The 5,731-nt window shown below is 57.8% G+C and carries 10 protein-coding genes; 8 read left to right on the top strand and 2 right to left on the bottom strand.

Annotation, left to right across the window (positions count from 1 at the left end):
• The first annotated feature begins 24 nt into the window (after positions 1-24).
• The 5 genes from ACP5J3_RS10345 to ACP5J3_RS10325 all read left to right on the top strand — a co-directional run bounded on the left by ACP5J3_RS10345 (position 25) and on the right by ACP5J3_RS10325 (position 3,077).
• Complete coding sequence (locus tag ACP5J3_RS10345; protein ID WP_428495623.1) at positions 25-516, top strand: methylated-DNA--[protein]-cysteine S-methyltransferase; 492 nt, start codon at positions 25-27, stop codon at positions 514-516.
• A 38-nt stretch (positions 517-554) separates the two neighbouring features.
• Positions 555-785: a ferredoxin gene (locus ACP5J3_RS10340; protein ID WP_428495622.1), complete on the top strand. Its 231-nt coding sequence runs from the start codon at positions 555-557 to the stop codon at positions 783-785.
• Positions 782-1,399, top strand: coding sequence for an HAD family hydrolase (locus ACP5J3_RS10335; RefSeq protein WP_428495621.1), 618 nt, complete (start codon positions 782-784; stop codon positions 1,397-1,399). Before ACP5J3_RS10340 ends, ACP5J3_RS10335 begins: the two co-directional genes overlap by 4 nt.
• A 95-nt stretch (positions 1,400-1,494) precedes the next feature.
• Entirely contained in the window at positions 1,495-2,388 is an 894-nt protein-coding gene (locus ACP5J3_RS10330; RefSeq protein ID WP_428495620.1) for a PhoU domain-containing protein, read from the top strand.
• Positions 2,385-3,077: a DUF1614 domain-containing protein gene (locus ACP5J3_RS10325; RefSeq protein ID WP_428495619.1), complete on the top strand. Its 693-nt coding sequence runs from the start codon at positions 2,385-2,387 to the stop codon at positions 3,075-3,077. The genes ACP5J3_RS10330 and ACP5J3_RS10325 overlap by 4 nt, the downstream gene beginning before the upstream one ends.
• Positions 3,078-3,307: 230 nt before the next feature.
• Here ACP5J3_RS10325 and ribC read toward each other — a convergent pair whose 3' ends face one another.
• Positions 3,308-3,766 carry a riboflavin synthase gene (ribC, locus tag ACP5J3_RS10320; RefSeq protein WP_428495618.1) on the bottom strand — a complete coding sequence of 153 codons (459 nt, stop codon included), beginning with the start codon at positions 3,764-3,766 and terminating at the stop codon, positions 3,308-3,310.
• Positions 3,767-3,813: 47 nt separating this feature from the next.
• Between ribC and ACP5J3_RS10315 the strand changes: the two genes are divergently transcribed.
• From ACP5J3_RS10315 to ACP5J3_RS10305, 3 genes are read left to right on the top strand one after another with little or no spacing between them, the layout of a single operon-like run.
• Positions 3,814-4,182 (top strand): CopG family ribbon-helix-helix protein, encoded by a 369-nt coding sequence (locus tag ACP5J3_RS10315; protein WP_428495617.1) that lies wholly within the window; start codon positions 3,814-3,816, stop codon positions 4,180-4,182.
• Positions 4,179-4,556, top strand: a complete 378-nt coding sequence (locus tag ACP5J3_RS10310) for a M67 family metallopeptidase (RefSeq protein WP_428495616.1) — start codon at positions 4,179-4,181, stop codon at positions 4,554-4,556. Before ACP5J3_RS10315 ends, ACP5J3_RS10310 begins: the two co-directional genes overlap by 4 nt.
• Entirely contained in the window at positions 4,553-5,524 is a 972-nt protein-coding gene (locus tag ACP5J3_RS10305; RefSeq protein WP_428495615.1) for a M24 family metallopeptidase, read from the top strand. The genes ACP5J3_RS10310 and ACP5J3_RS10305 overlap by 4 nt, the downstream gene beginning before the upstream one ends.
• Here the strand turns inward: ACP5J3_RS10305 and ACP5J3_RS10300 are convergent.
• Positions 5,519-5,731 (bottom strand): hypothetical protein (locus tag ACP5J3_RS10300; protein ID WP_428495614.1); only part of this gene is annotated, 213 nt, incomplete at its 5' end. The genes ACP5J3_RS10305 and ACP5J3_RS10300 overlap by 6 nt on opposite strands.

The raw sequence follows: 5,731 nt of genomic DNA, 5'->3' as shown, positions 1-5,731 counted from the left end.
TCCCGGCGGGGATCGAGGGCGCCCATGAGCCGCCCTAGGGGAACTTCCGCCCCTCAGGGCGGGGAGGAGGTCAGCTGCTCAAAATATGGCCCTGTCGTCGTCGGGTGGGACGGCGCTAGGATCTTCATGAACCCCGCTGGTTGCTCTCGGTGGGTGTCTCTCCGGGAGCTCGTCGGCGAGGTGAGGCTGGAGGGGGTGGACAGGCGGCTTCTATATCTGCTGGGGGTGCCGAGGGGCTACGTCACGACCTACAAGCTATACGCCGAGGTGCTGGGCACGAGCCCCCGGCATGTGGGGAGGCTAATGGCTTCAAACCCCCTCCCCGTCGTCCTGCCCTGCCACCGGGTGGTTAAGAGCGATCTGTCGCTGGGGGGCTACACGGCAGGGGTGGAGGTGAAGAGGGCCCTTCTCGCCTACGAAGGTGCGCTGTGTGGGGGTAGGCCTTGCCGCGTCGCCAGGCCCCGGCCTGTGGAGGACTGGGGAGTGGCGCTTTTGGAAAGCCTGGGGCTTCGTTGAGGGGGGTAATGTTATATATAGACTTCGCTTTTTGGACTATGCCAGTGAGAGTGAGGATTGACAGATCTAGGTGCGTCGTGGCGCATTTCTGCCTATTCTACGCCCCCACGGTCTTCATACCGGGAGACGGGGGGAAGCCGGTTGTCTCCTCCGACTATGCAAAAGACGGTAGCGTTGAGGAGGGGGTTGTGCCAGATGAGCTTTATGAACAAGTGAAGGAGGCCGAGAGGCACTGCCCCTCGAGGGCTATTAAGGTGTATAGGGAATGAGGTACAGGGCTGTTATCCTTGACGTCGACGGCGTTGTGACGCCTTTCCGCTCCGCGTGGCAGAGGCTACACGCGATTTTGGGCACCGACGGCTCTCTGAACCGGGCGCTGTATAAGCTGGGGGTTATTAACTACTACGAGTGGGCGCTTTACGACGTATTGCTTTGGCACGGCGCCCCGAGGGGGATTGTGGAGGCTTATTTCCAAACGACTAGGGGGCTGGAGGATTTGTGCGCCGTGTTGCGGGAGGCGGGTGTATACGCCATCGCCGTCTCGGCGGGGGTGGGCTACACCAGGAGGCTGTCCCACTGCTTCCACTTCTATGTGGTGAACGACTTGGTGTATAGAGACGGGGCTGTGTACTCTGTGTCGGTTGTTGTAAGTGATAAGAATAAGGAGGAGGTGGCCGGTAAGATACTTGAACACCTCGGCGTGGGGTGGGAGGAGTCTGTGGCGGTGGGGGACGGCGAGGCGGATTTGCCCATGTTGAGGAAGGCTGGCTACTCCATTGCGTTTAACCCGACCAGCGAGGAGGTCGCCAGGGCGGCTAAGGCGGTTATTAGGGCTGAGTCGCTTCACCCCCTGGCCAAATATTTAAGGGCCTTGTTAAGATAGGTTGTGATGACCACATCCGATTTTGAGTTGTGATGTGGCCGTCCCAGGCTGACGATCCGCCCTATAGAGATATATAGTGGGTATTTGGGTGGGCTGTGGAGTTGAGGAGAATTATCAGGGTGGGGGAGAGGTCTTTTGGCATTACTCTGCCGAAGGAGTGGGTTGAGGTGCATGGGCTGGGGGTGGGCTCTCCTGTGAGGGTTATTGTGGATAGGGAGAAGATAACTGTTCTGCCAGGCTCAGAGGCGGGGGCGGCGAGGAGGGTTTCTATCAAAGGCGACGACGTGGAAAAGATTGTGCGTGACGTTATTGCATACTACATAGAGGGGGCGGATGAGTTGGAGATTGAGACGAGGAATATTTCGGAGGTTGTGACGAGGATTGAGGGCAAGTTGCCGGGGGTTGTGTTGATGGAGCTCAGCGGCGTCTTGAGGCTGAGGATTGTTACGAGGGAGGATATAAACATCGACGAGGCGGTTAGGAGTATGTACACCACGGTGGACGCCATGTTCGCCTTGTTTCTCCAGATGCTTAGTCTAGATAGGAGGGAGCTGGCTGAGGAGATCCTCCGCCTCGACGACCAGCTCGACCGCCTCTACTTCTTTTCGCTTAGGACTGTTAAGCGGAATATTATACAGAAGCCTGAGCACTATGTGGATTACGTAATTACGATAAAGAATCTTGAACATGTCGGCGACGCGATTGACCGCGCCACTAACTACTATCTGCAGAACGTCGTGGCTTGCAAGGCGGAGGTGCTGGATCTCTTCAAAAAGGTGTATACATTTATGCAGGACGCGTTTAACGCCTTTTACAACAACGAGACGGAGAGGGCGCTGGCCGTCTTGACTAGGCGCGCCAAGCTGGAGAAGGAGGCTCTCCAGATCATATGTCCGCAGGCCGCGGCTATTATGCACGAGGCGGCTTCTATTGTAGGTTTCGCAGCCGATATTGCGGAGGCCGCCTATTCAAAGGCGGTGAGGAGATGAGGATAATTATAGCGTGGCCTTTTTACGGGGTGCTGGGCCTGCTCTACGCTGGGTTGGCTGTCTTGCTCATGCCCTTCTTCACGCTCTCCTTTGTAGACGTCTTGAGGACTTCGGGTATACACGTCTTCGCGGCTTTGCTTTTAGGTAGCTCGATAACGTTTTTGAGCCTCGCCACGAGCCCCGTCAATGTCGTGGTGTACTCCTTCTCCCGGAGGGAGTACCTCCCAGTGGTGGACTACGTAGTTGTGTTTGGAATCCCCGTGCCGATACCCCAGGTAGTTTTTAGGGAGGAGAGATCCTACCTGGCTGTTAACCTAGGCGGCGCCGTGGTTCCGCTGGCTGTGGCCACCTTCCTCATGGCGCAGTTTTTTAAGCCGGAGCTCCTCGCCTCCATAGCGGCGGCGTCTGTGTTGACAAACGCAGTGAGCCGCGTGGTGCCGAACGTAGGGGTAGTGACCCCGGCGCTTGCGCCTCCCATCATCGCGGTGCTTTCCGCCCTCCTAGCCGGAGGGGGACCCGCGGCGACTTACATTACTGCCGTGTATGGCACCATCATTGGGGCAGATTTGCTAAATCTAAGAAGGGTGCTTAGATACAGGCCGCCTTTTGTCTCTATTGGAGGGGCCGGCGTCTTCGACGGCATATTCCTAAGCGGAGTCGTCGCTACGCTCCTCTCGAAATTATTCTAGAGAGGAGGCGGATCTACGGCAACGGCGGGAGGCGTGGGGGCGCCTTGCCGTAGCCGCCCTGAGTCTAAGACTTCAATACTTTAAATAGATTTCTATTGAAAAAGGTAAAAAGCAGATCTAATTTAAAAATTATATATTTTTTATTTATTTTTTATAGGTGTAGCGCGTCGTTCCCTTTACTAATATAGACAGATTTTAAATATGTCATATAGTGTAGCATAGATAAAAATTTATATAATCTCCCCCGCGTGGGGGTACCCCTGTCTCAGTCCCTTACCTGCGTACTGCTCCAAGCCGCCCCTCAGCATCTGCACCAGGTTCCATACATGTTTCCTCGTCCTATCCAGCGCAATTTCCTTCAACTTCTTGTCGTCGCCGCCCCCCTCCTCCTCGTGTACAGTCACGTCTAGCACTAGGACGCCGGTTTCTATCTGTAGTTGCATGAGGCCTATGGAGGTGGCTAGGTAGCTGTATTTATCCACCGGGGTGGGGCCCACCCACCCCAGCACGATCACCGCGTCGCACCCCTCTTTTATCAGCTTCAAGGCTCCCCACACGGTGTTTTTTATGCCGGGCACCGTCAGTCTCCGCACAGCCGTGTTTGGGAGTAGGTTTTTCAACTCGTCGATGGCCACCGCGCCCATGTCTACCCTGGCGAAGGTTGTGTCGACGACGCCTATACAAGACACGGCTTAATAGAGCATAGTATATAAATAGCTGATTCCAGGTGGTTGGTGTGAAGAGGTTTGGCGTGTCGCTACCTAAGGAGGTGGCTGAGGAGGTGGAAAAGATATCTCAAGACATGGGCGTCACGCGGAGCGAGATCGTCGCGGTTGCTCTGCAGGAGTATCTAGAGGCGAGAAGGAGCCACGCCGACGCCGCACATGAATGCCTCGGCGTCGTGCTCGCTGTCAGCGACTCGTTTTCAGACATAGGGGAGATTATTGAAGAGAACAAGGGGCACATAGTGGCGTACACCCACCTACATGTAGACGGAAAGTGCTTGACGATTGCGGTGGTTAGGGGGAGCGGTAGCGAAATCGAGAGGCTAAGCCTAGCCATGTCTAGAAAGGCGCAACTCACCCGCTACGTGCCGCTTAGATGAAGATACCCGGCAGATTCCTGGAGGAGGCGAGGCAGAGGTGCGTGCCCAGGGAGGAGTGCGTCGCGCTTCTACTCGGCAGGGGAGACACTGTTATGAGGTGGACGTGGGTGAGGAACGTGGCGGGGAGCCCCCTGGCCTTCAGAATAGATCCCGAGGAGATGTACAGAGCCATTACGGAGGCGGAGGAGGCGGGCCTAGAGCTTCTGGCCATATTCCACAGCCACCCGGGCCCCCCCGTGCCGAGCGCTGTGGATAAGCGCTACATGGAGCTCTGGCCTGTGGTTTGGGTAATATCCGATGTCTACAGCTGGAGAACCGCGGCGTGGCGGGCGGGAGGCGGGGATTTGAGAGAGGTGCCGCTGGAGTTTGTATGATAGTAGCGACAACCACCGTCAACTTCGCCTATCTCACTGGGGTCTGGGTCGAGTCCTATGAGCGCTTCAAGGCAGCGGTGAAGTGCGGAGGACGCGTAGCGGTGGTTGTCCCGGCCCTAGACGCGGGCAGGGTGGGCGGCGAGGTGTATGCGTATAGAGACGGGGAGGATCCGGCGAGCGTGCTGAGGGAGGCGGCGTGGGGTTGCCCGCAAGACGTGATTTACGTCGACGGCGGCACCACACTCCGCCATTTTGAAATTATAAAGAGGGCGTTCCCCCATGCGGAGTTCCGCCTAGCCGACGAGTTGCTGAGAGAGATGCGTGCCGTGAAGCGGGAGGAGGAGGTCGAGAGGATTAGGACGGCCGTTGCGAAGATACGGGAGGTTTTGGAGGCTGTGGAGCTCTCCCCCGGCGTCACGGAGCGGGAGGTGGCCTTTAGAATATACGGCGCGTTGTACAACGCAGGTCTCCAGCCGGGGCCCATCTTGGCGCAGTTCGGAGCCAACACGGCCGTGCCCCACCAGGAGCCCACAGACAAGAGGCTCCAAGTGGGTGAGGCGGTGGTGCTGGACGTCACCGCGTCTTACCGCGGCTACTTCGGAGACTTGACCAACTCCTTTTTCTACGGCGACGCGCCTCCCCAGTACGCAGAGCTACTTGAAATAGTTAGAGAGGCTCAGCAGGCGGCTCTGAGATCCGCGGCGCCGGGCGTAGCCGCGCGTGAGGTAGACGCCGCGGCGCGTCGGGTGATAGAGGCGGGGGGATACGGACGGTATTTTATACACCGGACGGGGCACGGGCTGGGTCTGGAGATCCACGAGGCGCCGGACATCTCCCCGGGCTCGGGAGAAGTCCTGCGCCCAGGCATGGTATTTACAATAGAGCCCGGCATCTACCTGCCGGGGCGCTACGGCGCACGGCTTGAAATAGACGTGGTGGTTAGGGAAAAAGGGGTGGAGGTTTTATGACGAGAGTACGCAACTCGCCTCTCTGAGAAACTTCGCCAGATGTGGAGCTACGTTGGAGAGCTTCGCGACGGCGGTGTCGACGTCGTCGTTTGGAGACACTCCATACCTCCTCAAGACGTGGGCGTGGATCCCCCTGACCTCCTCCCCGCCCTGAGGGGCGGAAGTTCCCCTAGGGCGGCTCATGGGCGCCCTCGATCCCCGCCGGGG

The organism is Pyrobaculum sp., assembly GCF_049971835.1.
Lineage (GTDB): Archaea > Thermoproteota > Thermoprotei > Thermoproteales > Thermoproteaceae > Pyrobaculum.
This window is presented reverse-complemented; position numbering and strand designations above follow the sequence as displayed.